Here is a 24,329-nt window from a genome sequence, read left to right as displayed (position 1 = left end):
CACTATTTACTAAGTACCCACCGTGAAGTTCCAAAATATGAAAAAATTTATTGCTTCAGGATTTTTACTGACGGTTCTCTGTGCATGTTCAAATTATCAGTCAGATATTGATCACGTATCTGAACAAAAAACAGATAAACAAGCAGAAGATACACTCCATGAGTGTTTGCCACTTCGGGCCAAAGAGCTTGTAGGGAGAACTGATTTAAGTGATCGGGAAATCAAAAAGATGACCAATTCAGAGATACTTCGCTATGCAAGAGTAGGTGAGGCTGTTACAGAAGATTATCGACCAAACCGGATTACAGTTATTAAGGCTTCAAATACCTACAAGATCATTGACGCTTCATGTGGTTAGAAAGAAAGGGGGCGAATTACTGTTTATCTGTATTGATCTTGATTAAAATGAGTTCTATTTGCATTGATTAGAAATCAGTCTTTATCACTAGTATCTTTAACTAATTGTTTGAACTAATATTGCGCTTAAATTTCGGGGATATATCTTCTTTGAGTCTTAAATCATTCTTTGGTTTAACTCAATTGCGTTATCTATTGCATTGTCAACAAAGCTGACTTGGTTAAATGAAAATTTTATCTTTAGGGACCTTACATCACAAACTAAACACCTTGCAGCTATAAGTAATTACTTGCAAAAATTTTAAAATGTTTTTTTACGGTTTTTACGTGGTTACTATTTAGTTAGGTCAGGAGGTTAATGTGGAAGATGTAAGATTGTTGTATGTAAGTAAGCTAAAAGATTGTGCCAACCCTATGAATGAGCTGTTCAACATTCTTACTGAAGCATTAAACTTTAATACGCCTCATAAGATTTATGGTGCTCTCTATTACGGCAATGGCTACTTTGTCCAATGCCTTGAAGGGGAGAGGGAAAAAGTTGAACATCTTTATTTTCAGAAGATTCTTAAAGATCCACGTCATGAAGAATGTGAAGTACTGTTCTTAGAAAATATTGATGAACGAATGTTCTCCAAATGGCATATGAAATATGCGAGCTATCATAAAGATGTTATAAATTTCTTTATGGATAAGCATAAAGAGAGCTTTAATCCCTATTTGTTGACTAATGAAACTATTCCTGACTTTGTAGATTTATTATCTCGACAGCCCGACAGTTTTTATACCTTAAGCCATAGTTGATTTATTCTGTTTCAATATTAAGTTAGCTTATTTAATTTTTTAAAAAGTTATTCAATTAATCTTGAAGATATATAAAATAAAACCTGCCCCGCAGGTTTTATTTTATATATTGGATCAGAGAATAAGAACATGCTTGAAGAACTAGCAAATAAAAGAATATTAGTGAGTGAATACGATACATACTATTAACTCTATTATCCAAAAAAATTACTCAAGAAACTCGATATTTTGTCTATATTCAAATGACCCTTTTTACTTAAGGGTACTTTGGTAACCTACTTTAATTATCTTTTCTCCCTGAAAGAAAGGCTCTTAAAGTTTTAATGAATTTGTATACACTTAGTTCTATACAAATCCTCATTAGCCTATCCTTAAGAGGATAGGTTTTTTTTATTCATAAGATTTTAGTTGAAGACATATTTTTAGAAATTTGTTTATATTGTTTATTTAAAAATCTCTAATTTAATTTCAAGCTATGTTTAATAAATAAACAACATGAGATACATTAAGCACACCGTTATTGCTATTAAAACAACTACATATATTTGAATTTTAAATTATATTAATATTAATTCTATCACTTTCCTTCCGATAGAAGAGTGTGTGTAGTAGTACCCCTTAACCTGCTTTTACCTCTATGAAAGCAGGTTTTTTTAACCCTTCATTATTAGTTTATTAGCTTTAAATATCCATCTACCGAAAGCTCATATCGCTCCCAGTATGAGCTTTTCTATTTAATGAGAGATTTTGAATATGAGTGATTCAGATATACTGAAAACATTACAGGTGTTAGAGAAAACACATGGTAATTCAAAAGAGGTTGTTTATAGCGCTCATCTCTCTGATGAATGCGTATATTTGTTTTCAGATATAGGATATGCCGGAAATAATCCTACTCCCAGGCATGAGTGGCGCATGAATAAGGCAGATCCTGATTTGGAAATAAAGTTAAAGAGTGCGGTTCAGCTTATTCTGGATGAAGCCCAAGTGGCTTAAGGATAATGGGTGAACTGAAAGTATGAAAGGAATTAACTTTATTATTGAAGATCTCATAAGCTCTAAACACCTTATGAGATCTTTTAAAATTTATTCTCATAACTACAGATCAAATCCTAGATTTTTTAAAATAACTTATGCAATCTATTTGATTAAATTAATTAAAATTACTTAGACATTTATACTATATTTATTTTGCTAGGGTTCTGATATAGCTAGGTGTTTGCCGAAAAATTAAGAAGTTTTTATCATGTCTAATTATAGAATTACTTATGAAAGATTAATCTCTAGTATCAATAATAAGCTGGAAGTAAATAAAAACACGGCTATAAGTTTTGAAGAGAAATATTCTGATATTGAGCCTGGAGTAGTAGAGAAACTGGAAATTTACTATGATGCTAAAGGGTATGAGTTTGACTGGCTAGAAGAAGATAACTTATTGGTGGTGCTTATAACACCTAAATAACTGAACAATAGTCTTAAGCTAGTTTTGAGTGGTTCTTCTCTCATGGAGAAAAAGAAAGTAAGAGGTTTGCAAAATATTAACCAGATAACCAAAAATTATATTTATCGGATAGACTTCTCAGTCTCTTCCATTTAAAGAAGTTTTGATGTAAATATGCCAGTTCAAATTTGCAGAAAGCAAATTTTCTCCTGGTGAAGCAAATGAAAGAAAATTTAGGCGTAGTTGTTTTTTATGCACTGTGCATTCTTGGAATTATCCTTGAATTGGTGGGGTTTATGAATATAGATATAATGTTTCTGGTAATTGGGGCTGCATTTTTAATTAGTGCATTTCTCATAAAGTCAGAATTCAAACTATATGTCTCTTTCTGGAAAGAAATCGAATAGCGTTATTTAAGTTTGGTAAGAATAAGAAGCCGCATTGACTAAAGTTAGTGCGGTTTTTTAATGGGTGTAAGTTATGGATGCCGACCAGTACAAAGCTCTAACCAAAAAGAAGCCATTAAAAAAGGTACCAAGAGCAAAGCCATTACCTAAGGCAACTCAAAAATATCTCGAAGCCCAAGAAGAACTAGAGCGGATTCTGGATATTTTAGAAATCAAATTTGAAAAATGCTTTCACTTTAAATCTACCAAGCACTGGCGTTTCGACTTTCATTTGATCGAACACAGGATCTTAATTGAAATAGCAGGCGGGCCTTGGTCTGGTGGACGTAAGGGAAAACTGAGCAATAAGGCTTGGAGCATGGATCGTTATGATCATGCTGCAGAGATGGGTTATAACGTTGTACGTTTGGAATCAGCTAGCCGTTACAAGATCAACGAAGCTGGACCATTGCAAATAGAATCCAGTCATGCTGGTCAATGGCTTAAACACTTAAAGAGGTATTCATTCAATGGAACAGTTCAGACCATTCCCGCCGCCGGATCTGATTGATCAGGCAGAGGAAGAGGAAGCAATCCGGCTGGCACCCGCCGTTGAATTAAAAGAATGGGTGCTTAAAAACTTTTTAACCTTGGGTGGCCAGCTGCACAATCCGGACCATGATCATATCGCTGAGCTGCTTCATGATGATGAAACCTTCCTGGCATTTGCTTGGGCTTCATCTGCGGCAGTAGCGAAAAAACGTATGGTACTGGGCCAATGTGAAAAGGTGATGTTTAACCAGGGTGGTTGGAAAAAGGCTAGGCAGGAACAGCAGATGCGGGACTGGTTCGGCTATGTACCTGTTTATCTCATTACAGTAGACGCAAGCTTTTGCAAAAACTCTAATGATCAGGAGTTCTGCCGTTTGATTGAGCATGAGCTTTATCACATCGGTGTTGAACGTGATGAGGACGGCGAAATCATTTATAGCGATATGACCGGCTTACCAAAGCATTACTTGGCTGGCCATGATGTCGAGGTGTTCTTTGGTGAGACTAAACGCTGGGGAGCTGATGAGTCAGTTAAGCGTTTACTGGAAATTGCGAAGAATGCGCCGTTTGTGTCTGAAACTAATATTGCTGCGTGTTGTGGGACGTGTGTGATCGGGTAGTTTTAAATTTTTTTTGCCCACTTTCCTTGATGTTCCTTGATGGATGGTGACTTATGGCAAGGCTTAAAAAAGCAGAAAAAGTATTTATAGTTCGGTCACTTGCACAGTTTATGACCCCCTCTGAAGTAGTGAAGGACATCAAGGAAAAGTTTAATCTGGATGTTTCACCTCAACAGGTGGAATATTACGACCCTACTAAAGCAGCTGGAGCTGACTTGGCTCAGGAGTTCGTTGACCTATTTAAAGTGGCCCGACAGGAATATTTAGATCAACCACTACAAAATATCATTGGTGCTAATGACATTGTTCAATTACAAATTTTGAGCGATTTATTGGTGGCAAAAAAAAGTAACGTGGTGCTGGCCATTAAACTAATTGATCAAATTCAAAAGATCGTTAAAGGCCATTATGAAAAGAAAATAGAAATCACCGGTAAGGACGGCGGTCCGATCCAGCAAGAAACCAAATCAACACATCAATTCACCCCAGATGAGCTCGCTGGACTGTCCGCTCAGGAGCTTTCGCGTTTAGCAATTAATGGCAAGTTATGACTTATGCAATTGAAGATATAGCGCCACTAATTAAAGAGTGGACAATCAATGTACGTCTGCCGGATGTTATAGAGGAAATGACACGGCGTTATTACTACCGGATATTGATAGAGCAGAATGAATTAAGTATCCAGGCTGAAATCTATAAATGCAAAAACGATCCGGCACACTGGTTCAACCATTGGGTATGGACTTATGATCCACGAGGTATGCCTTTTGGCCTGCCAGCAAATATTCCTTTTGCTTTGCGTCCCGGTCAGGTTGAACTTGTAGATTGGTTAATTGAACGTGAAAGTACTCAGACACATGGCTTGATTGAAAAAAGCCGTGATGAAGGTATGAGCTATGTTGTATTGGGCTTTTACTTGCACCGGTGGTTATTTGTAGAAGGCTTTGCGGGTGGTGTGGGGAGCCGAAAAGAGGATCTGGTTGACAAGAAGGGTGACCCAAAAACACTGCTTCATAAATTCAGGGATATGTATTCCAAGCTGCCAGCCTGGATGAAGCCCAAGGGCTTTATTGAAAAAGTGCATGACAATTACATGCGGATCATTAATCCAGACAACGGTGCAACGGTTACCGGTGAAGCAGGAGACAACATTGGCCGTGGTGGACGGACCACAATGTACTTTCTGGATGAGTGGGCGTTTGTAGAACGTCAGGAAGCAGTAGACGCGGCAATATCACAAAACACTAATGTCCATATTAAAGGCTCAACACCGAATGGTATTGGTGACAAGTTTCACCAGGATCGTTTCAGTGGCCGTTACGCCGTTTTCACCATGGCCTGGCGTGATAATCCGGATAAAAACTGGCAGGTCGAACTTGATGGCAAACTGATTTATCCATGGTATGAGAAACAACTGGCCACACTGGATGACATTGTTTTGGCCCAAGAAGTTGATATTGATTACGCTGCTTCAGTAGAAGGGGTATTGATACCATCTGCATGGGTGCAGGCTGCTGTTGATGCTCACATAAAGCTTGGTATAGAGCCTTCTGGTGAGCGTAATGGTGCACTGGATGTGGCGGATGAAGGCAAGGATAAAAACTCATTTGCTGCGCGTCACGGTATTGTTCTGCAGTACTTAGATACCTGGTCTGGTATTGGTGATGACATTTTTGGTACCACTCAAAAAGCCATAGATGCATGCCTGGATTTAAAGCTGAATATATTTTTCTATGATGCAGATGGTCTGGGTGCTGGTGTGCGTGGTGATGCACGTGTCATTAATGAGCTGAATAAAGCTAAAGGCATTCCAGAAATCGAAGCTAATCCGTTTCGGGGATCAGGGGCAGTACACAATCCGGAACAGGAAATGGTTGAGGCACGTAAAAACGTAGACTTCTTTGCCAATCTTAAAGCCCAGATGTGGTGGTCATTGCGTCTTAGGTTTCAGAATACTTATCGAGCCTTGCAGGGAATGCAGTATGACCCCGATAGTCTTATTTCACTGTCAACCAAAGATATAAACAAGCAAGAGCTTGAACAACTTAAACGAGAGCTGTCACAGCCTACCTATAGCAAGAATGGTGCTGGCAAGATTTTAGTGAATAAACAACCCGATGGTGCACTGTCTCCGAACCGCGCTGACGGTGTCATGATTTGCTTTAGTGACATAAGGCCGCCTGCCCGATTAATACCAGGTGGAGGTGGTACACGCAGATTCTAAACAAGGTTTTTAATATGGCAAAATCCAAAAACAAACAGAAAGAGACAAAGCCAAAATCAGCAGGCTTAATGACCAGTGTAGCGGTAGAGAATCTTGCTTTTGCTATGGGACGAGCCGCTGATGTGGATGAGGTATTGCGTCAAGCTGGACTTTCTCGGCAACGTCTTTCGGTCTTAATGACGGATGATGAAATATCACAGGCAATGGAAACCCGGCTTGATGCAGTTTTAAATGCGCCGTGGCGATTCATAGAAGATCATGGTAAACAGACCATTTTCTTAAAAGAGCTTTTTACCAAATGGCATTTTGAAATTGTATCAGGTGCTTGGGAAGCGTGTCCCTACGGTTACTCAGTTTTGGAAGCTAACTACAAGATTGATGAGAATAACCGGTTTACCCTTGCCGATATTATGGTCAAGCCGCTGGAATGGTTTGAGCCTAAAAATAATGGTGAGCTGATCTTCCGTAAGCCCCAGTCCAGTGCTGAAGTAAATGTATTTAAAACTTATCCGCTCAAGTTTTTTCTGACACGGCGTAAACCATCTTATAAGCAGCCTTATGGGGAAGCATTACTCACCAAGCTATATTGGATCTGGTACTTTAAAACTAGCTCCACTAAATTTTGGGTGAAGTTCCTGGAACGATTTGGTTCGCCGTTATTAATCGGTAAGGTGGGTGGTCAGAATCGTAAGCAGCAAGATATTGATGCGATGACCGCTGCTTTACTGAATGCTCATGCACAATCGATCTTATCAATTCCTGCAGAAGATGAAGTAACTACAGTGGGAACTAACTTCTCTGGTGCAGGTGCTTCTGCATTTGAAGCTTTTGATAAGGTCATGGTCCGACGTGTGCAGAAAGTGGTTCTCGGCCAAACAATGACATCTGAGAATGACGGTGGTGGCAGTAAGGCACTTGGAGTGGTGCACAATGAAGTCAGAATGGATAAACGTAATTCTGACTTACGCATGATTTCACCGACAGTCCAGGAGTTGATTGATGCTCTTTGTATCCTCAATGGATTTGATAAGCATACGATCATTCTAGGTGGTGAACAGGACCTCAATGTCAAAGTGGTCGAGCGGGACTTGAAGCTTAAGGATCTGGGTGTGCAGTTTAATGACAAGTACATCATTGAAACCTACGGTATCAAGCCTGAGCATTTCAAGGTTGGGGTAGCTTCAGATATCACTCCAATACAGCAATTCAATGCACTACCCCATAAAGCCTTTAGCTTTGCAGCAACTACCAGAAAGCTATCACCTGAACAGCAGGAAGTAGAAGAGCTGACTGATGCACAGCGAAACATGGAACTCTTAAGCAATGCCCAGGTAAATGAGCTTCTGCAGAAGAGTACAACTCCTGAAGAGCTAGCCTTTAATCTGATGCAGATCATGCCTGAGGCCAGTCAGTCGCAGTTCACGGCGAATCTTGAGCGGGCTTTATATGCAGGTGATGTACTAGGGTATGTGATGGCGAGTGGAGGGAAGTGATGGAAGATATTCAGACGTTATATGATGAGTTTGAAGAGTTTTGCACCAAATATTGTGGACTGGTTTTCGATGAATTCTCAATATATCAGCGTAAGAAATTGGGCCATTACTTTGATGTTCGTGATGAATATTTCAAGCTTTGGCTGAATGCAAGGCATGTTTATAGTAAGGATTCCGCCAATGCAACCAGTCACATTTCTTGAGGCCTTACAGTTTGCCCGGTCTCGTAAAATCGTATTGCCTGATGAGTTTTACTCTCTGGATCTCAAGACACGACAACTGGCCACCACGGTCAGTTTTTTATCGAGCATAGAACAGATCCAGACTGTGATAGCCGCTGTAAACAAGGCTATTGCAGATGGCTCGACATTTGAGGACTTTAAGAAACTGGTCGCTGAAAATGAGATCAAGCTAAGTGAGCCTTATCTCAAGAACGTTTTTCGTACCAATATTCAGACGGCGTATAGTCATGGGCGCTGGCAACAGCAGCAACGCAATAGAGACAAGCGACCATACCTGATGTATTCAGCTATCGATGATAGCCGGGTCCGTCCAAGTCACTTGGCATTGAACCGGATTATCCGTCATATCGATGATCCATTCTGGCTCATGTATTACCCGCCGTGGGGCTTCATGTGTCGCTGTACAGTGATTGCATTAACTGAAAAGCAGGCGGAAAAATACGGTATTACGCCAGATGATCAGCTACCGGAGGTGGCTGAGGAGATGGGCTGGAGTACCAGTCCAATGACCTATGGCAATCTATCAGGTCTGGTGGACCAGAAGATTCTGGATTCTGACCTGAATAAAGCATTTTTGCTGGAGCAGAAAGAGATCATCAAGGCCGAGTGGACAGCAAGTAAAAAGTTGGCCAGTTTATTTGCTCCAATGGATGATAAGACTCGGGACTTATTTGATGTGGTGGCCAATACAGTGATTCCACTTGATCCAGATATCCGGCCAAGTGCGATTCGTACTTTTTTGAACTATGTACAGGGTAATGATTCAGTTCTTACGGCGCAGTTAAAGCAGCCCCCTATTACTCTGGCTGAGGAAGTGCTTAAACGCTGGTTGAAGGAGGATTTAGGCAGGCTACAGGCAGTGGCATCGAATAGTGCAACTACAGTGGCTGGATCAGCTTCACTAGCCTACGCTGCATCATTGGAGGTAGGTAAGGTCATTACATTGGATGCGCCGTTACTGCTTGCAGGTTCTGCTTCAAATATTGTGATTCAGATTGAAAATGCTAAAGGTTTAGGCATTGATCTGGAAAAGTTAAATGCAGGGCAAGGCGTACTGTTTCCCTTAGGCATATCTTTTCAGGTAGTTTCAAGGCAAATAGTGAGTGACGAAATATTTTACATATTGAAAAGGATTTCTACCTAGTATATAGATTGTGTTCACTAAAATAATAGTTTACATGAGGTAGGAATGAAGTATTTTCTTTTTTTAATACAAGAGGGTACGGAGAATAAAGATACTCAAAACGATCTGAGTATTGTGGTTGAAAGCGATAGACCAGTTAATTTTTTATCTGATTTTATAGGTGGAAGAGCTACTCTAACAGAAGGTTATACTGGTTATATGACTGATTACTCTGTCCAAATCTGTGATTTTGACAGTTGTCGTCTACATTTATGTCCTGATGACAAAGATAAATACTTGGTTACAGTTAATCCTTGTTTTAAACGCCTACCTGATAACACTTTAGAAGCACTTCCTCTTCAGGCTAATCAATCATTAAACCTTAATTTTGGAAATGGAGGATTATCATTAAATTATAAAATTCAAAGTATTAGACAGGCACATAACTAAGCTGATTTCGTTTATATATCAACCTCACTCTCTGAACTAATCTCTAAAAACTACCAACATATATCATTGAATTGTAAACCTCTGTTCTCGAAACAGAGGTTTTTTTATGGAGCATGAAAAATGCCTGAACTAAATCAGGAGCATTTGCGCTGTCAGTTTACTGCTGTAAATGTTCCGATCACTACAATGGAAGATGGTGAAACAAAGCGCCGAACATTTGAAGCAGAAGTATATAGCGGTGGTCGTATCGACAATCACTATTACTGGGGTCGCTCAGGTGTGGTGATTGACCTCCAAGGATTACAGTTAAAAGCTAAAACTGGTTTAGTTGAAGAACATTTTGGTGGTAAGCGTGTCGGTGTAGCCACTTCATATGAAATCAACCAAACCTTTAGGGCAAAAGGTCATTTTCTTAGCAATGCAAAAGCTAAAGAAATCGTGCAAGACATCGATGAGGAATATCCATTCCAAATGTCATGGTGGGCTGATCCAGAATCCATTGAAGAAATTGCACCAGGTAAAACAGTTGAAGTAAATGGGCAGCAATTTACTGGTCCATTGCATGTATTCCGAAATGTGCGAGTGCATGAAATCACAATTTGTGGGGTGGGTGCGGACACTCAAACCACTATTGAAGCCTTCTCAGGCAAAGCCAATTCAAACCCAACCAAAGAGGACACAGACGTGACCGAACTAGAAAAAGCACAACAGGCCAAACAGCAGGCAGAAAAGGAGCGCGATGATGCGCTGGGAGAGCTGAAACAGTTTAAAGCCCAGAAACGTGCTGATGAGATTGCAGCTTTAGAAACAGAGCTTAAAACACAATTCAGTGCTGAAGATAAAACTGCATATACCAATATGGATGATTCCGTCTTTGCCTTTACTGCAAAGCAGCTTCGACAGTTTTCTACAGGTGGACAGCAGCCACCAGCTGGCCAGCAGCAACAACAAACACCAAGTGTAAATCCTGCGTTGAACTACCTGTTCAATCATCAGGCTACTGGTGGACAAGGCGGATCGGGCGGTAACAAGGAACATCAATTCACAGCAGGTGCGAAAGCCTTCGCTGAACAAAACAAGGGAAAATAATTTATGCCTATTCACTATATTCCACCGGTATCACTTACTACACGTAAACTGGTACTCGACAATGAAAAGCTGCGCCGTGCCAATGGCAAGGTAACTGCAGGTACCGCCTACAATTACGGCGATTTACTGACACTATCTGATGACAATGTACTGACTCATGCTGCAGATGAATCATCCTGGGATGTGATCTGTGGCCAGAACGTTACCGCAGCCGAAGCAACCATTAAAGCGGCTGAAGGGATAGAAATTCCAATGTACTACGGCGGCGTATTTAACGTTGAGGCCGTGTCTTTAAATGGGGCGTTGCTGGACAAGGCGAAATATGATGCTGCCCGTGCCAAAGCAACCAAAAACAAAATCGAACTTTCTAAGGTGTAATCAACATGCCACAGTCTTTTAATATTGACGGTACTCCACTTGAACTTCTGGATGTGGGTGAGCTTGCTCTCATTCATAGCAATTACCGTCCAATGGATACATGGCTGCTAGATCGCCTGTTTCCAAACCGTCCACTGTTTACCCGGGATGATGTGCCACTAGCTGAGCTTTCTGCTGATCATGATCTGGCCCCGCTGGTATCACCAAATCAGCCAGGTAAGCCATTTGAAACTACTCAGTCTGCAAAAGTAACTCATGTTAAACCGGCATACTACAAACCTAAAAATCAGGTGACTGCTGCAGATACTTTTGAAATTGCCTTGTTAGAGCGTTTACGCACTGCGGGGATTATCTCTACCGGTAACCAGCAGCTCTCTGAACAGGAAAAGATGGTGATTTCTCAAATTGCTGTCATGAAACGCAACCATGACGCGATTGATAACTCGGTTCTAATGATGGCCATTGATCTTCTGAAAAATGGCAAATATCTGCTGCATTCTGATGATTATGAATATAACCTGGTTGATTATGAGCGTGATGCATCCCTAAATTACACGCCACTTGTAGCATGGGGACAGGCAGGTGCCAAGCCGGTGGATGATATCCGCCGTATGCTGGAACGTCAGCTCGAAGCAGATGGTGGTGAAGCAAAAATGGCGCTGATGTCTGGTCTGGTGTGGCAGGCCTTATGGAATGATGCAGATTTCAAAAAGGAATTTGTGACACCGTATGCAGGGATCTCTGTACCAGTTGTACCAAGCTTCGGTGTAAGCCAGAAACCGACATTGAAAGGTACTTTTGATGGAGTAGAGTTCTGGGTTTACGATGCAACCTACCGTCATAAGGGTAAGGTGAACCGCTTCATTGAGAAAGATTATTTCAGTCTGATCTCGGATACCAATGGTTCAGTGGCCCATTGCAAGATTAAGAACATGACCGCTAATGGCGTGGCTCAGCAGTACTTTGACCGTCAATGGTACTGTGAAGATCCAAGCGGCATTATGCTGATGACTGAATCTGCTCCTTTGGTTGTTCCTTCTAACAAAAACGGCGTTGTTGGTGGCCGTGGCTTCATTACTCTATAAGGAGGCTTAAATGCCGAAGTACACAGCAAAACAATCCATCGGGCATTTTATGCCAGGTGATGAAATCAAAGGGCTTGAAGCTAAACAACTTCAGGCCCTTTTAGCATCTGGCGCTATTGAAGAATATCAGGAGCCGGAAGAGCCTAAAGCAGATGGTACCGCAGCACGTCTGGCTGAGCTTGAAAAGGCTAATACAGAGCTGACAGCAGAAAATACTACTTTAACTGAAGCCAATCAGACCGCTGCTGCTGATAAAGCCAAGGCTGAGCAGGAAATTGCTGAACTTAAGGCAAAAGTGGCTGAGCTTGAAAAGGCTAAGCCAGCGTCTAAGTCTAAGGCTAGTGACAAGCCAGCTGAACAGGGCGCTGATGCAGCCAAGTAAGGTGATCTATGTACGCAACAGAAGCAGACATGGTGAAGCGGTTTGCTGATGACATTGAAGAACTAAAGCTGATGCATGCAGATGCAGCAGCTTCTATCAATGAAGCACTTCAGGATGCGGCAGAAGAGATTAACGGTTATATCGGTGGCCGTTATCCTCTGCCTCTTCCCAATGTGCCCAGTAATCTGAACCGCATGGCCTGTGATATTGCCCGTTACCGGCTTTATTACCAGCAACCCACTGAAGAAGTACGTAACCGTTATAAGGATGCGATTAAATTTCTTGAACGGGTACAAGACGAAAAAGCACACCTACAGATCCAGGCCGCAACCAATGAAATTGTAGATGATCAGCCTAAGGGCCGGCCTACCACAATGCCCATCGGAACCAGTTATGTAGGAGGCGTGTTTGGTGATGAAACGCTAGACAAGATGCCTTCATTTAAATAAGGAGGAGGTATGGCTGGTGTTGTAATAAAGATCGATGCTGATGGTGAGTCAGCAGTAATGCAAGCACTTCATCGTCTTTCAGGTTTTGAAGAAACACAACAGAGACTGTTCGATACGATTGGCCAAACAATAGTAAGCAATATCCGTAATAGATGGACGCAGGGCGAAGGACTTGAAGGGAAATGGCGTTTGTCTGGCCGAGTTAAACGTGAAGGCGGTACCACTTTGCGTAAGACTTCACGGCTGATGGATTCCATTACTCATAACGTGCTGCAGAGTGGAGTAGAAATTGGTACTGACGTGATTTATGGCGCAATTCATCACTTCGGTGGTGAAATACGTCATGAAGCCAGAATGCGTCGTACCTATTTTCGTCAGGGACGTGATGGTACGGTGGGTAACAGATTTGTCCGTAAATCCCGTTCTAACTTCATGCAGGAATCTATGGGTAAGGCTTATATCATCAATATGCCAGCCCGTCCATTTTTGGGTTTAACCGAACAGGATGAGCAGGATGTATTAAATGATATCGTGGAGCATTTAACTGATGAGCGATAAAAACTTCTTTGCGGTGCGCGATGAAATTGCAGAGAAACTCAACGGGATTTCAGGTCTTAAAAAGATTTATACCCCGGCCAACTCTGCAAATGTTACAGAGCTATCACAGGTTACAGCAAATGCTCAGGTCTATTACCGCCGTATCCGAAAGCTGGATGATGTTGCAAAGTCATCAATGAACATGCTGGCCCAGCAATGGGAAGTTACGGTGGTTGAGCGTCATGCTTCGGCACAGCTTAATGATGGCTCTGCAGTTCTGGATCGTGCTGGTGCACTAACGCAACAAGTCCTGGAATTATTATCAGGTTGGCAGCCTGCTTCAAGTGCACGACCTTTAAACCTGATTGCAGTTGAAGAGGACTACTCTCCAACATGCGTCTATATCACTTTGGTGTTTGAATCCAAAATGTTTATCTAGGAGCCAGTCATGGCAGCAAAGCAATATGTAGCCCAACAACCATTAGGGCGTTTCAAAAAAGGGGATTTCGTGGGTGGACTCACCGATGCTGAAATCCGACAGCAATTAGATGCAGGTACGATCAAGGAGGTAGAAATAGAAAAGCCCTCTGAAGAGTCGAAACCAGCTGCAGCAAAAACTACAAAAGAGGTAAAAGCAGATGGGAAATAAACCAGACGTTATTTCGTTACAGGGTGAACTGTTCCTGGCTAAAATTATTAATGGTGCGGTATCAGGTATGTTTCCAGTAGGAAGTATGCCAGCCCTGCAGCTTCAAATCACTTCGGATTCGACCGATCACTATGAGTCAAAAACAGGTTTTCGTACGAAAGATGCAGTACTGCGAAAGCAGACAGGAGTATCTGTAAGCGGCACCCTGGAAGAGGTAACCAAGCAAAATCTTGCCATGGTGATGAGTGGTAAAGTTACTGAAGTATCTGCAAGCACTATCGCTGATCGCTCACTAGGTACTGTTGAAGCTGGGACTATGATTGATCTGGGTGAGCGTAATCTGTCAGAAGTTAAGTTTAAAGACGGCGCTGATACAGATATTGATGCCAATACCTATGTACTCGATTCGGCATTCGGTACAGTGATTTTTAATATTGCACCGACTGGTGACGTTAAGTGGTCAGGTAAAGCCGGAAAATTAACACGTACGGCGATTGCAAACGATATCGGCAATGAATACCGCTTCTTCTTTAAAGGTGTTGATACCTATAAAGGGGATAAGGTTGCCGTGACCTTATGGCGTGTGGAGTTTTCACCGGAAACAGAATTTGATCTGATCAATGAGGATTTCTCTAGTTACGATATTGAGGGCGAATGTCTGGCTGACATTACCAAGGTAAATGATGCTGAACTTAGCATGTTTGGCCACATTGATCGTTTTAATGTAGCAGCTTGATACTAAAGCTGAGTAACTAAATCCAAAAATGCAGGCACAGGGACGCATGAGCGTCTTTTTTTGTGCCTGTTTATCGTTTAATACCTTTGGATATCTTTTCTTTTGGGTGGATAAAAAGTATTCTATTAACCTGTATGGTACGGTTTTTAAAGGTAAAAACTGACCTTCAGTGTTGATTGGATTTATTAAATGACACCAGCGCTATATCAGGAAGTGCAAGATTTTTATCTGCACGCAATGGCCTTGACCAAGTTTGCCTTTTTCTTATCAAAAAAGGGTTCTTTTTATACTTTGGTTTTGGCAGGTGAACAACCAGAGATAAATGAAAGAATAAGAAATTTGCAGGGCAATGGGTTAGTAATCAAATACGATAAGGGATCCACCCTTTATTTTGTTTACCAAGTTCAAGATGATATAGAGAAACTGATAAAGTTACCTAAGCTGAGCGATTCACAGATAGAGTTCAAATTGCAAGAGATATTAAACCAATACAGATGAAGCACCTTCGGGTGCTTTTTTATTTCCTGAACTTTACTTTGAGATTCCATCATGAATGATTTTTTTCTAGCAGCTAATCGCTCTATCACAGTGAATGATGTTGAAGTCCATCAGATCCAGATGAAAGATTTTGACCAATGGGCGGTACATGCCGAAAAGATAAAAGGCTTCTTAAAGGAAAAAGATTATTCAGATGAAGTTTTGACTCAACTTTTTAAGGCTCATTCAATTGAAGTGCTGAGTATATGCAGTCTGGCCACCAGGCTTCCAGTAGCTAGTTTGATTGATCTAGCCACAACATCCGAACAGCAATTTAAAGAAGTTTTATCAGCAGTACTACAGGTCAACGGCGCTTATTTTAAAGAAGATCAGCCTAAACGCCGTAATAAAAAGCAGGCAGCAAAAGACAATGATTCAACCTGGTTTGACTCATTCCAGTTGCTGATCAGTGCTGGTCATACTCATACCGAAATCATGAATATGACTTATGGTGCTTACAGTGAGTATTTAAAATCAGCCCAAAAGGATTACCGGAATAAGCTTGCAGCCCTGACCAGTGTGGTGAGATCTGCTCAGCATGCATCTGCTAAAGAACTAAAGAAGTTTCTTGATGAGCTAAAATAATAATTATTGTGAATTAATTAACAATTTCACATAATTAAATTTACCTTTCCCGACTAGAATGGTCTGCATTATAAAAGTGCACTTGAGCTTAATCATGAAAAGAGTATTAACAGCGGAAAGTAAAGCAGCATATAAGAAATGGTTTAACTCATTCAGCAGTGACGAGCAGAGAGAGTTAGTGAATATGGGTGTGGCATGCGGTGCCGACTCAAAGTTTTTTAAGCATGAGATACTAGACCTCCTGAGTCATCTTGATAATGAGAAGCTTAAAAGCAATAGAATTTTATTCAAGAAATTTGCTGAAAGATATATTTCTTTAGTCCCTGATCATATTCGACCTCATGTGAACTGGACACTTCTGGAAAACAGTCGTGACTATCGCTCCTGGTTTGCCAACAGGCAGATGTTTGTTTTTAACTGTCTGGTCGTTAAAGATATTTATGAGCATAGCAAGGATAAGAATTCGAGCTATTTATTATGGGCCCCTATCATTGATGACCATACCCCAGAAACTTGTAAGAGTTTCAGTAGCAAAATATTTAATATTCTTGATAAGGAGTTTCAGGAACAGGCTGTTGAGCATTGGAGCAGACCGCAAGAAGGTTGTAGATGCAGTTTGATTTCGATTACTCATGCACAGGCAGAGAAATACCTGATGGACATGAACATGAGTGCATAGAATAAAGAGATATAAGTGAACACGGATGTTCTTTCACATTGCGATAATTTAGACCATTTATAAATAATCTTAAGTGCATAAAACACTCTTTAACTATTGGTTGATAAAGAAATGAGCAAATATTAGTATGCTTACAATAGACCAACACTTATAAGAGGGTTACATGGGGAGCTACATAGAACAAAACTTAGCTAGAGATGAAAGAATAATTATTAAAGCTCAAGTTACATGGCTATCGCAATTCTGGTACTTATTCTTCGGTGGATTGTTCATTTTATCTTCGCTTGGTTCTAAAAATGGAGTGCCTTTTTTCATTGGTTTAATTTTAATAGCAATTGCCGCTATCCATGTTTTAACCACAGAGTTGGCATTAACAAATAGACGTATTATTGCAAAATCTGGATTAATACGCAGAAATACAATTGAGTTGAAGGCTAATCGTGTAGAAAGTCTAGGAGTAGATCAAGGAATTCTAGGACGCATTTTTAATTTTGGTTCTATCGTTATAAAAGGTACTGGCGGTTCACATGCTCCAATTCCTTATATTGCAAGACCATTGGAATTTAGGCAGCAAGTAAATAATTTTCTTGATGAACTTGATGACTCAGATCAGAGAAAACCTTAAATAATTTAATAAAAGCACCTGAATGTGCTTTGTAATATCTTCATCTAACCCACCATTTGGTGGGTTTTTTATTGCGAGTAAAAATATGGCCGGTAAAGAATTAATTTTTAAGCTTGTGATGGAAGCTGATACTAAAAATTATGTATCGAATATTAAGGAATCTGAAAGTGTCACTAAGGCCATTTATGCCGCAATAAAACAGGAATCTGAAAAACTGAAGGCTGCATCTGCAGAAGCAGCTCAGGAAGTTGGAAAAATAGTTCCTGCTGATTTGCAGAAAAAAGCAGATCAAGCTAAAGGAAAACTGAGTGAAGTATCTCAGGCGGCTGGTGAACTTGAAGGACGGGCTGTTCAGGCTGCCAGCAAGATTGATGGCTTGGGTAGTGAACTTCAAGATACAGCGAATAAGGCAAATAAGGCAGGCTTTGAAATCGGTGAAGCCGTTCCAGGTGATGCGCTTCAACTTGCAGAACTGCTGGGTACCAAATTCTTTACAGCTGCCAAAGAAATTGAAGCTCTTGGTGATAAGTCAGTTATCAGTGCTGGTGAGTTACGCTCAATGTCGAGCACTGGTGAACAAGGTCTCAATGAACTTAACTCGGCACTAAAAGCTGCTCAAGCTGAAGTGGTTCGGTTGCAAAGTACGGATGGCACCTTAAAAGATATTGAAATCGCTAAGCAGCGTGTTTTAAGTATTGAAGATGCTATTAAAGAAACGTCCAGTGCTTTTAATTACTATCAGGACGTTGCCATAAATGCTATGCGTGGCGTGGACAACGCCACACAGTCTTCAATTAATCAGTTGCAACGTTTTAGCTCGGTAGATCTTGGTCAAGTAGTAGGTGAAGCTCAGACTGCGACCCGTGCAATTCAGTCAATGGGTGAGGGAGCCAATCTCAGTACCAAAGAAATTGAGCGAATTGGCACTATTGGTACCAGCAGTATTAATACGCTTGAAAGTGAGCTGCTGGCAGCAAAGAATGCTTTCTCTGCATTAGAACAAAGTAGCGAAGCTGTCACTCTTGAGGAAATTAAGGCTGCAGGAGAAAAGGTCAAAGGTCTTGAACAGGCAGTTGATCTGACTAAAGCAGCATTTGCAGATTTTGATACCCAAGCATCTTCTGCAATGCGTAGTGTATCGACCAGTGCAGATAAGGCTACAACCAGCGCAAAGCAGACCGGACATGAAATCTATGAAGCCCTAGGCATTAAACCACCAACAGTCATCAATGATGCCATTACTGCGCTTGAGCGAAAGCTAGAGGACTTTAAAGCCAATAGTAAATTACCGGCTGAAGAAGTTGAGCGTGTTACCAGAATTACCGAGCAACAGATTGAGAAGCTCAAAAGTGAACTTCACAGTGTTGAACCGGCAGCAGAAAAAGCAAATTCGGGTATTTCCAATCTTTCTAAAGGGATGGGTGTAGCCAAGTTTGCAGCGACTGCTCTTGCGGGAGCTATGGCCGCCGTTGGTATTGGTATCGGTGTGAGAGAAATTGCTCAGGCAGCGGATTCGTATACTACTCTTTCAGCACGAATCAATATTGCAACCAGCGAAGGTGGTAACTTTCAGCAAGCTATGACTGGTGTGCATCAAGTGGCACTTGCTACCAATTCAAGCTTGGAAGCTACTGCCAGCCTGTTTACCAAGGTGAATGATGTTGGTAAACAGATGGGAATGACCCAGCAGCAAAGTCTGGATCTGGTAAAAACCATCAATATGGCAATTCAAACAGGAGGTGGATCAGCACAGGCCAGTGAAGATGCTATTGTCCAGTTTACCCAGGCACTGCAATCTGGAGTACTCCGTGGTGATGAGTTCAACTCAATCATGGAACAGGCTCCAGGAATTTCTAAAGCCTTGGCTCAATCCCTTGGTGTGACTACAGGTGAGTTACGTACTATGGCAGAAAACGGCGAGTTATCTGCTGAGCGCGTAATCAAGGCCTTACAGAAACAATCCGCTGCAATTGAAGCTGACTACAATAAGTTTCCGACTACGATAGGTAATGCATTACAGCGTATCCAGACCCAATGGCAAATCCTGATTGGTACCATGGATCAGTCCACTGGCGCATCTGCAACAGTTGCACAATGGCTGGTAACTATTGCTGACAATATGGATGTCGTTGAAAGGCTTTTAAGCGATATTGGTAATGGTTTTATCTGGGTCGGTGATCAGCTTAAAAAAATTGATCCGGCAACTATCGAGGCTATGAAGGCTGCACTTTCTAGTGCATATGAAACTTTGAAAACTCTGGTCTCAACAGTAGGTGAGGGGTTTGAAGTAACATCTGGACTTTTAAACATTCTTCTGGGTGATGTTTTTGATTTTTCAAGTGGTATAGATACAGCTAATGATAAGACCAATGGCTTCACTAAAACCTTGCAAGCTATTAATGTTGCCTTGGGTTTCATTGAGGATGGTTTTGATGCAGTTAGGATTGTAGCTAATTTGCTTGCAGGCGTGTTCTATGACGTTGCTGCTGCTTGGCTGAATTTCAAATCAAAGTTCACATGGGGAGATACTAAAAAACAAATTATCTCCGAAATGAATGAGATGGGAGTTAAGGCTAAGGAGCATTACGACAGGTTTTCAGCTGGAGCAATGGAATTTAAATCTGCCGGGTTAGAAGCAATTGGTGAAATTGCTAAAACTCAAGAGCAGAAAAATCAGGAAGCTGTAGCAGGCAATCAAAAAACCTTAAGTCAGTTATTGGCTCAAAATACAGAATTTAATCAAAAGTCTAAGGCGTTAAGTGAAGAGCGTACAGCACTTAATAAACAATTGAGTCAGGCTAGGGCCGATGGTAATCAGACTGCTATTGATTCTATTATCCAGAAATCGAATGAACTGGATACACGGGAAAAAGAGCATGCCACCAATAAAGCCAAGTTAGATGCTGAGAAATTATCCTCAGTAAAGGCATATGCTGAAGCGGCCATTAAAGCTAATGGTGGGGTCATGGACGGCACCATGCAAGCCGACCTTATGGCCAAGGGATATATTGTTACTGTTGGTGAGGCAGGCAAGGTTAGTGTGGCAGCTTGGGAGGGTGCTGCTCAGGCTGCAGATAATGCAGCCAAAAAGGAAGAAGCTGTCAAGCTGGCCAAAGAGAATCTACAAAAGGCAGATGAGGCATATCTGGCTTTTCAGAAACAGTCCGCCGTTGAACGTGCAGTTCTGGAACAACAGATCGCCGAGGCTAAACGCACGGGTGATTTAAGTGCATTGAAATCTGCACAAGATTCCCTTCGGGGTATTGACCAGAAGGAAACGGAACTCGCCAATAACCGCAATGTACGTGCTGCGGAATTGGATGCAGCTAATTCCGGGTCTGGACAGGTGGCAGAAAATGCATATTCGAGAGCTTCTCTTGCAGCCAAGCAGCTTGGGGTAGATATCGATGTTGCGTTAAATCGAGTCTCTAAATCCTTTACTGAGCAGGGTAATAATGTCACTGATCTGAAAGGCAAGTTGGCTTCTGCAGGTATTACTGGTAAAGCGGCAGGAGATATAATTTATCAGTCTTGGTCGAACTGGTTACAGACGGCTAAAAGCCAAGCTGAAATTGATTACGCAAGGTCCAAGCTTAAAGAGTTTGGTGATCAAGGTAAGGTTTCAACGGGCCAAGTCGAACAGGGCCTAATTGCTATCAAGATGCAGGCTTTGGAACTACCGGATGATATTGATCCGGTGACAGAAGCATTTAAACGGCTAGGCATTGAAACCAAAGAGAATTTAAAGCTTGCTGCTCAACAGGCTTTGATGGATTACATCACTGTCAGAGATAGCGGAAAGGTGACTGCTGAAGGTATCCAGAAAGCATATGAGAAGGCTGCTCAGTCTGCAGCAGCATCAGGTGATGCAGGTGTCATTGCTGCGACTAATGCTGCAAATGCAGGCCGCAATCTGGAAATCCAGATTGATGATAGCGGTCAGGCTGTAGTCAAAACCATGGATGACTGGGCTAAAGCCAATAATCGGGTAGAGAGCTCAGCCAGTGCCATTGGTGATGGCTACCGTGAAGCTGGACGGGTGGCAAGAGAGGAGGCCAAATCCTCTACTGAAGCCTGGTCAGAAGCGCTTACTGCCATGCAGGGTAAGCTTAAAGCCTCTAAAACTGGAGTCATGGCTAAAAACGGTTATTCAGTTGATGAGATTGAGCAGCAACTCACCGAGATGGGTTATGGGGGCAATGTTAAGCAGAAAGCTAAAGAACTGTTCCAGACTGCACAGCAAGGAGCAGGTGGCTATTACCGTTCAGCTTCTCATGAATATGCTGCGCGTTATGGTGTCTCTGCATACGACAACCAGAAACAGACCGGCAACTACATGTTCATTGCCGAGCAGCTGGAAAAGCTGGAGGAATATGCAGGCAAGTCGGGCAGTACTGGTTCCAGAGTCAATGTAAACAATCTGGCCCCGGACGTGAGCTATCCTAAAACCAGCACTCCAACTGCTGAGCCTTCACGTACTGTCATCAACCAGATCTCTATTAATGGCCGCACAATTAATGTCCCTGTGGATGAGGCTAAACAGGGCAGTTTTAATGATTTCCTGACTGAACTGGAAAGGGTAAAAAAGAGTAGCTAATGAAATTAATACGAGTGTCTACATCAGAAACCGTCCCGCTTGAGGACGGTTTTTTATGGTCTGATGAATTTGAATGGAAGCCCATCGAGCAGAAACAGAGTCGGGCTATTGATGAACAGAGTCGGGCTATTGATGGTTCGCTAATTATCCAGGAGGGCCGTAAAAAAGCAGGTCGTTCAATTGTGCTGGAACCGGCAGATAACACGATGGGCTGGATCAAACGCCGTGATTTACGCAAGGTTCAAGACTGGTCTGCTTTATCTGAACAATTCATTCTGGCTTTTGAGTATCAGCACGACAGACGTGAATTTCATGTGATTTTTAACCATGAAGCCGGGGCTTTGGAAGCTGCCCCAGTGAAGGGAATTCCATCTGTATCTGAGGATGACTATTACAACGTGACTTTACGCTTTATTGAAGTGGGGGAACTATACAGTGGCAATTGAAACTAAAAATCTGGTGCTCTATAAGTCCGAGCGCCTGAGCGATACAGAAGATGGTGGCGGCAAGTACTCTGGCCAGATGATTGAAGATGGCCAGAGCAATAACCTGTTTAATGATGTGAGTGAGCTGGACCGCACCATGGGTGATGTGTCACTGCGTAAACTGTTCCCCGCCGTGACAACGAATGATACAGATTTGCTTATGGGCGCTACGGTCTTTATCTCGGAAAACCCGAAAGACCCCAATGTCTCAGCTTTGCTGTTTAGTACAAAGTCGTGGATCGATGAGCGCAAGTCCGCCCAGAACCGGATTGAAAACTATCTGGCTAAGGGGGGACAGGCAGCAGGAAGTCTCCTTGATACGCATTATGCCGGTATGAAAACCCTGCAGGTGGCGATGTTTTTGAGTGAAGTCGAAAGCTCGGTGGGCAGTACGCTGGTAATGGTCTCGAAAGAAGGCCAGGCACTGCAGCATGAGCAATATGTTCGCATCACCAAAGTTGAAACCCGTGTTGCCAAGATGGTCATCGATGGAAAGGAAGTTGAATATAAAATTGCCACCTACAGTATCAATGATCCACTCGATCAGGATTATGTCGGACTCTCTGCAAGACAATGGTACAGCGGCGAAAAGTCTCAAACGATTTTACGGGATACTATCGTAGCCGATACCGGCAAGTATTATGCATCCAGCAATCTCAAGTCTGCTGCCAAAGTCGGTGAGTTTACTGTAAATGCAGAAAGTATCTTTGCCCAGCTGGTTCCATCTGCCCAGACTGAAACACCAATTGTGGATGTAAACGCAGCCGGGGAAAGTATGGTGCTGGTACCGGGTAACACTGCTGCTATTACTGCAACTTACTCGACCACCATTGGTACCGCTCAGAATCTGTATGTCGGCTCATCTGTCATGCCATCGAGTGTCTCGTTTAACCTGTTTGGCCAGCAGATCACTGATCAGGGCGGACTGCTTAAAAACACTTCTGGTACCCAGGTTGGAACAATTGATTACCAGCGTGGCTTGATCCAGTGGACACAAGCTGCAGGTGCAGGATCTGCAAACTTAAGCATGACCTTTAAGCCGGCTTCAGCACCCAACCAGTACTTCCAGTCTGAAACCCGGCCTGTCACTCAACAAAACCAGAGTGCCAACTGGACCGGTGTACTGGTACCACCGCCTGCGCCGGGTAGCCTTTCAGTTTCTTATATGTCACAGGGCAAGTTTTATGAACTGAAAGATGATGGATCGGGGCAATTAAAAGGTGCAAGTACTTCGTTTGGCTCTGGTGCGGTCAACTATGAGACCGGTTCCTGGTCTATTACGACGGGGGCTTTACCGGATGTGAATACACCGATCCTGTTGCTCTGGGGTACACCACTGGCTACGTTTATACGCTCAGGTCTTGCGGTTGAACCGGCAGCATTCGAGTTTGATTTACAGCAGGCAGGAATAGCCTCAGGCAGCGTGACTGTAAAATGGCTGCTGGAAGGCGAACAGAAAACTGCAACCACGAATACGCTGGGCCAGTTTAGTGGCGATGCCACCGGCACCTTTAACTATGCCACCGGTCAAGGCCGGCTGGTACCGAATAAACTGCCACAGAAAAATACGGTCTTCACCATCAACTATAGCTATGGCGTACCGCTTGATCAGACTGTTGAAAATATCATGCCAGCTGATCAAAAGCTGAAATTTACCATTGGTTCCGGTGCTGCAATACAACCCAATAGTGTTGAGTTAAGTGTACCGGTTGCTGATCAAATTTGAGCTATTCGATAGCAGCAAGTAAGAGTAAAAAATAAACTAAAAAATCGCCTATAAATATATTTTAAAATTACGGACTAAGGAATGAGTATAGGGTAATCAGT

28 protein-coding genes are annotated in these 24,329 nt (G+C 42.2%); all 28 read left to right on the top strand.

Annotated features, from left to right (window positions below; translation table 11 throughout):
- Positions 1 to 37: 37 nt before the first annotated feature.
- The 28 genes from AC0VYT_RS09170 (at position 38) to AC0VYT_RS09035 (ending at position 24,228) form a co-directional block, all read left to right on the top strand.
- The gene (locus AC0VYT_RS09170; RefSeq protein WP_005019482.1) at positions 38 to 358 is read left to right on the top strand and encodes an I78 family peptidase inhibitor; all 321 of its coding nucleotides are present in this window, start codon (positions 38 to 40) and stop codon (positions 356 to 358) included.
- A gap of 359 nt (positions 359 to 717) precedes the next feature.
- A complete protein-coding gene (locus AC0VYT_RS09165) occupies positions 718 to 1,158 on the top strand; it encodes a BLUF domain-containing protein (RefSeq protein WP_005019483.1) in 441 nt (146 codons plus the stop codon).
- A 753-nt stretch (positions 1,159 to 1,911) separates the two neighbouring features.
- Positions 1,912 to 2,154, top strand: a complete 243-nt coding sequence (locus AC0VYT_RS09160) for a hypothetical protein (protein WP_005019484.1) — start codon at positions 1,912 to 1,914, stop codon at positions 2,152 to 2,154.
- A gap of 250 nt (positions 2,155 to 2,404) precedes the next feature.
- The gene (locus AC0VYT_RS09155) at positions 2,405 to 2,620 is read left to right on the top strand and encodes a hypothetical protein (protein ID WP_005019487.1); all 216 of its coding nucleotides are present in this window, start codon (positions 2,405 to 2,407) and stop codon (positions 2,618 to 2,620) included.
- A 459-nt stretch (positions 2,621 to 3,079) separates the two neighbouring features.
- Complete coding sequence (locus AC0VYT_RS09150; RefSeq protein WP_005019491.1) at positions 3,080 to 3,556, top strand: hypothetical protein; 477 nt, start codon at positions 3,080 to 3,082, stop codon at positions 3,554 to 3,556.
- Positions 3,516 to 4,157, top strand: a complete 642-nt coding sequence (locus AC0VYT_RS09145; protein WP_005019493.1) for a putative metallopeptidase — start codon at positions 3,516 to 3,518, stop codon at positions 4,155 to 4,157. Before AC0VYT_RS09150 ends, AC0VYT_RS09145 begins: the two co-directional genes overlap by 41 nt.
- A gap of 53 nt (positions 4,158 to 4,210) precedes the next feature.
- Positions 4,211 to 4,708 carry a DUF2280 domain-containing protein gene (locus AC0VYT_RS09140; protein WP_005019494.1) on the top strand — a complete coding sequence of 166 codons (498 nt, stop codon included), beginning with the start codon at positions 4,211 to 4,213 and terminating at the stop codon, positions 4,706 to 4,708.
- Complete coding sequence (locus AC0VYT_RS09135) at positions 4,705 to 6,381, top strand: terminase large subunit (RefSeq protein ID WP_005019495.1); 1,677 nt, start codon at positions 4,705 to 4,707, stop codon at positions 6,379 to 6,381. The genes AC0VYT_RS09140 and AC0VYT_RS09135 overlap by 4 nt, the downstream gene beginning before the upstream one ends.
- 14 nt (positions 6,382 to 6,395) lie before the next feature.
- Complete coding sequence (locus tag AC0VYT_RS09130) at positions 6,396 to 7,874, top strand: phage portal protein family protein (RefSeq protein ID WP_005019496.1); 1,479 nt, start codon at positions 6,396 to 6,398, stop codon at positions 7,872 to 7,874.
- Complete coding sequence (locus tag AC0VYT_RS09125) at positions 7,874 to 8,077, top strand: hypothetical protein (protein ID WP_005019499.1); 204 nt, start codon at positions 7,874 to 7,876, stop codon at positions 8,075 to 8,077. The genes AC0VYT_RS09130 and AC0VYT_RS09125 overlap by 1 nt, the downstream gene beginning before the upstream one ends.
- The gene (locus AC0VYT_RS09120) at positions 8,055 to 9,260 is read left to right on the top strand and encodes a phage head morphogenesis protein (RefSeq protein WP_476496652.1); all 1,206 of its coding nucleotides are present in this window, start codon (positions 8,055 to 8,057) and stop codon (positions 9,258 to 9,260) included. The genes AC0VYT_RS09125 and AC0VYT_RS09120 overlap by 23 nt, the downstream gene beginning before the upstream one ends.
- A 45-nt stretch (positions 9,261 to 9,305) precedes the next feature.
- Entirely contained in the window at positions 9,306 to 9,689 is a 384-nt protein-coding gene (locus tag AC0VYT_RS09115) for a hypothetical protein (RefSeq protein WP_005019504.1), read from the top strand.
- Positions 9,690 to 9,809: 120 nt separating this feature from the next.
- On the top strand, positions 9,810 to 10,778 hold the full coding sequence (locus tag AC0VYT_RS09110; protein WP_005019506.1) for a hypothetical protein: 969 nt from the start codon (positions 9,810 to 9,812) through the stop codon (positions 10,776 to 10,778).
- A gap of 3 nt (positions 10,779 to 10,781) precedes the next feature.
- Positions 10,782 to 11,156, top strand: a complete 375-nt coding sequence (locus tag AC0VYT_RS09105) for a hypothetical protein (RefSeq protein ID WP_005019509.1) — start codon at positions 10,782 to 10,784, stop codon at positions 11,154 to 11,156.
- A gap of 5 nt (positions 11,157 to 11,161) precedes the next feature.
- Positions 11,162 to 12,241 carry a major capsid protein gene (locus AC0VYT_RS09100; RefSeq protein ID WP_005019510.1) on the top strand — a complete coding sequence of 360 codons (1,080 nt, stop codon included), beginning with the start codon at positions 11,162 to 11,164 and terminating at the stop codon, positions 12,239 to 12,241.
- A gap of 10 nt (positions 12,242 to 12,251) precedes the next feature.
- Positions 12,252 to 12,623 (top strand): hypothetical protein, encoded by a 372-nt coding sequence (locus AC0VYT_RS09095; RefSeq protein ID WP_005019511.1) that lies wholly within the window; start codon positions 12,252 to 12,254, stop codon positions 12,621 to 12,623.
- 8 nt (positions 12,624 to 12,631) lie between these two features.
- A complete protein-coding gene (locus AC0VYT_RS09090) occupies positions 12,632 to 13,072 on the top strand; it encodes a gp436 family protein (RefSeq protein WP_005019513.1) in 441 nt (146 codons plus the stop codon).
- Positions 13,073 to 13,081: 9 nt separating this feature from the next.
- Complete coding sequence (locus tag AC0VYT_RS09085) at positions 13,082 to 13,630, top strand: phage virion morphogenesis family protein (protein WP_005019514.1); 549 nt, start codon at positions 13,082 to 13,084, stop codon at positions 13,628 to 13,630.
- A complete protein-coding gene (locus AC0VYT_RS09080; RefSeq protein WP_005019515.1) occupies positions 13,620 to 14,048 on the top strand; it encodes a phage tail terminator protein in 429 nt (142 codons plus the stop codon). The genes AC0VYT_RS09085 and AC0VYT_RS09080 overlap by 11 nt, the downstream gene beginning before the upstream one ends.
- Before the next feature lie 9 nt (positions 14,049 to 14,057).
- A complete protein-coding gene (locus AC0VYT_RS09075; RefSeq protein ID WP_005019516.1) occupies positions 14,058 to 14,258 on the top strand; it encodes a hypothetical protein in 201 nt (66 codons plus the stop codon).
- Positions 14,248 to 14,994, top strand: a complete 747-nt coding sequence (locus tag AC0VYT_RS09070) for a phage tail tube protein (protein ID WP_005019518.1) — start codon at positions 14,248 to 14,250, stop codon at positions 14,992 to 14,994. The genes AC0VYT_RS09075 and AC0VYT_RS09070 overlap by 11 nt, the downstream gene beginning before the upstream one ends.
- 189 nt (positions 14,995 to 15,183) lie before the next feature.
- Positions 15,184 to 15,492: a hypothetical protein gene (locus tag AC0VYT_RS09065; RefSeq protein ID WP_005019519.1), complete on the top strand. Its 309-nt coding sequence runs from the start codon at positions 15,184 to 15,186 to the stop codon at positions 15,490 to 15,492.
- Positions 15,493 to 15,543: 51 nt separating this feature from the next.
- Positions 15,544 to 16,116, top strand: coding sequence for a hypothetical protein (locus AC0VYT_RS09060; RefSeq protein ID WP_005019520.1), 573 nt, complete (start codon positions 15,544 to 15,546; stop codon positions 16,114 to 16,116).
- A gap of 94 nt (positions 16,117 to 16,210) precedes the next feature.
- On the top strand, positions 16,211 to 16,795 hold the full coding sequence (locus tag AC0VYT_RS09055; protein ID WP_005019522.1) for a hypothetical protein: 585 nt from the start codon (positions 16,211 to 16,213) through the stop codon (positions 16,793 to 16,795).
- A 163-nt stretch (positions 16,796 to 16,958) separates the two neighbouring features.
- Positions 16,959 to 17,420 (top strand): PH domain-containing protein, encoded by a 462-nt coding sequence (locus AC0VYT_RS09050; RefSeq protein WP_005019524.1) that lies wholly within the window; start codon positions 16,959 to 16,961, stop codon positions 17,418 to 17,420.
- Positions 17,421 to 17,505: 85 nt separating this feature from the next.
- The gene (locus tag AC0VYT_RS09045) at positions 17,506 to 22,017 is read left to right on the top strand and encodes a tape measure protein (RefSeq protein WP_005019525.1); all 4,512 of its coding nucleotides are present in this window, start codon (positions 17,506 to 17,508) and stop codon (positions 22,015 to 22,017) included.
- The gene (locus AC0VYT_RS09040; protein WP_005019526.1) at positions 22,017 to 22,463 is read left to right on the top strand and encodes a hypothetical protein; all 447 of its coding nucleotides are present in this window, start codon (positions 22,017 to 22,019) and stop codon (positions 22,461 to 22,463) included. Before AC0VYT_RS09045 ends, AC0VYT_RS09040 begins: the two co-directional genes overlap by 1 nt.
- Positions 22,453 to 24,228, top strand: a complete 1,776-nt coding sequence (locus tag AC0VYT_RS09035; protein WP_005019527.1) for a hypothetical protein — start codon at positions 22,453 to 22,455, stop codon at positions 24,226 to 24,228. Before AC0VYT_RS09040 ends, AC0VYT_RS09035 begins: the two co-directional genes overlap by 11 nt.
- Positions 24,229 to 24,329 lie beyond the last annotated feature (101 nt).

This window comes from Acinetobacter sp. QJM3NY_42 (genome assembly GCF_056173745.1).
This window is presented reverse-complemented; position numbering and strand designations above follow the sequence as displayed.

Bases quoted from the DNA above. Each gene is read 5' to 3' on its own strand.
- AC0VYT_RS09170 (WP_005019482.1), top strand. From the start codon at position 38: ATGAAAAAATTTATTGCTTCAGGATTTTTACTGACGGTTCTCTGTGCA.
- AC0VYT_RS09160 (WP_005019484.1), top strand. From the start codon at position 1,912: ATGAGTGATTCAGATATACTGAAAACATTACAGGTGTTAGAGAAAACA.
- AC0VYT_RS09155 (WP_005019487.1), top strand. From the start codon at position 2,405: ATGTCTAATTATAGAATTACTTATGAAAGATTAATCTCTAGTATCAAT.
- AC0VYT_RS09150 (WP_005019491.1), top strand. From the start codon at position 3,080: ATGGATGCCGACCAGTACAAAGCTCTAACCAAAAAGAAGCCATTAAAA.
- AC0VYT_RS09145 (WP_005019493.1), top strand. From the start codon at position 3,516: ATGGAACAGTTCAGACCATTCCCGCCGCCGGATCTGATTGATCAGGCA.
- AC0VYT_RS09140 (WP_005019494.1), top strand. From the start codon at position 4,211: ATGGCAAGGCTTAAAAAAGCAGAAAAAGTATTTATAGTTCGGTCACTT.
- AC0VYT_RS09135 (WP_005019495.1), top strand. From the start codon at position 4,705: ATGACTTATGCAATTGAAGATATAGCGCCACTAATTAAAGAGTGGACA.
- AC0VYT_RS09130 (WP_005019496.1), top strand. From the start codon at position 6,396: ATGGCAAAATCCAAAAACAAACAGAAAGAGACAAAGCCAAAATCAGCA.
- AC0VYT_RS09125 (WP_005019499.1), top strand. From the start codon at position 7,874: ATGGAAGATATTCAGACGTTATATGATGAGTTTGAAGAGTTTTGCACC.
- AC0VYT_RS09120 (WP_476496652.1), top strand. From the start codon at position 8,055: ATGCAACCAGTCACATTTCTTGAGGCCTTACAGTTTGCCCGGTCTCGT.
- AC0VYT_RS09115 (WP_005019504.1), top strand. From the start codon at position 9,306: ATGAAGTATTTTCTTTTTTTAATACAAGAGGGTACGGAGAATAAAGAT.
- AC0VYT_RS09110 (WP_005019506.1), top strand. From the start codon at position 9,810: ATGCCTGAACTAAATCAGGAGCATTTGCGCTGTCAGTTTACTGCTGTA.
- AC0VYT_RS09105 (WP_005019509.1), top strand. From the start codon at position 10,782: ATGCCTATTCACTATATTCCACCGGTATCACTTACTACACGTAAACTG.
- AC0VYT_RS09100 (WP_005019510.1), top strand. From the start codon at position 11,162: ATGCCACAGTCTTTTAATATTGACGGTACTCCACTTGAACTTCTGGAT.
- AC0VYT_RS09095 (WP_005019511.1), top strand. From the start codon at position 12,252: ATGCCGAAGTACACAGCAAAACAATCCATCGGGCATTTTATGCCAGGT.
- AC0VYT_RS09090 (WP_005019513.1), top strand. From the start codon at position 12,632: ATGTACGCAACAGAAGCAGACATGGTGAAGCGGTTTGCTGATGACATT.
- AC0VYT_RS09085 (WP_005019514.1), top strand. From the start codon at position 13,082: ATGGCTGGTGTTGTAATAAAGATCGATGCTGATGGTGAGTCAGCAGTA.
- AC0VYT_RS09080 (WP_005019515.1), top strand. From the start codon at position 13,620: ATGAGCGATAAAAACTTCTTTGCGGTGCGCGATGAAATTGCAGAGAAA.
- AC0VYT_RS09075 (WP_005019516.1), top strand. From the start codon at position 14,058: ATGGCAGCAAAGCAATATGTAGCCCAACAACCATTAGGGCGTTTCAAA.
- AC0VYT_RS09070 (WP_005019518.1), top strand. From the start codon at position 14,248: ATGGGAAATAAACCAGACGTTATTTCGTTACAGGGTGAACTGTTCCTG.
- AC0VYT_RS09065 (WP_005019519.1), top strand. From the start codon at position 15,184: ATGACACCAGCGCTATATCAGGAAGTGCAAGATTTTTATCTGCACGCA.
- AC0VYT_RS09060 (WP_005019520.1), top strand. From the start codon at position 15,544: ATGAATGATTTTTTTCTAGCAGCTAATCGCTCTATCACAGTGAATGAT.
- AC0VYT_RS09055 (WP_005019522.1), top strand. From the start codon at position 16,211: ATGAAAAGAGTATTAACAGCGGAAAGTAAAGCAGCATATAAGAAATGG.
- AC0VYT_RS09050 (WP_005019524.1), top strand. From the start codon at position 16,959: ATGGGGAGCTACATAGAACAAAACTTAGCTAGAGATGAAAGAATAATT.
- AC0VYT_RS09045 (WP_005019525.1), top strand. From the start codon at position 17,506: ATGGCCGGTAAAGAATTAATTTTTAAGCTTGTGATGGAAGCTGATACT.
- AC0VYT_RS09040 (WP_005019526.1), top strand. From the start codon at position 22,017: ATGAAATTAATACGAGTGTCTACATCAGAAACCGTCCCGCTTGAGGAC.